This is a genomic window from Leifsonia sp. SIMBA_070, from assembly GCF_046534635.1.
GTDB lineage: Bacteria > Actinomycetota > Actinomycetes > Actinomycetales > Microbacteriaceae > Leifsonia.
In genome coordinates this window covers 1-260 of the sequence record NZ_JAWRYK010000483.1, presented here as the reverse complement: position 1 = coordinate 260, position 260 = coordinate 1, and the positions used below count along the sequence as shown (strand labels likewise).

Below are 260 nucleotides of genomic sequence, written 5' to 3'. Positions count from 1 at the left end.
CATCGAACCGTGGAGCGGGGATCTCAAGGTCCTTCCCGGGGTCACCCTGAGTCAGCCCGGCGGTCATTTCCCGGGTAGCGCCATCGCTCACTGGGAGGCCGGTGCCGGTGGTCGGGGAGTGATGCTCAGCGGGGACACCGTGTTGCCGAATCCCGACCGCCGCAGCGTCAGCTTCATGCGCAGCTACCCCAACCGCATCCCCCTGTCCGCCGCAGTGGTCGAACGCATCACCACCTCGCTGTGCCGATTCGATTTCGATC

1 pseudogene is annotated in these 260 nt (G+C 66.2%); it reads left to right on the top strand.

Annotated elements, in window-relative coordinates:
* A pseudogene (locus SB754_RS21140) lies at positions 1–260 on the top strand (hydrolase); the annotation flags it as partial.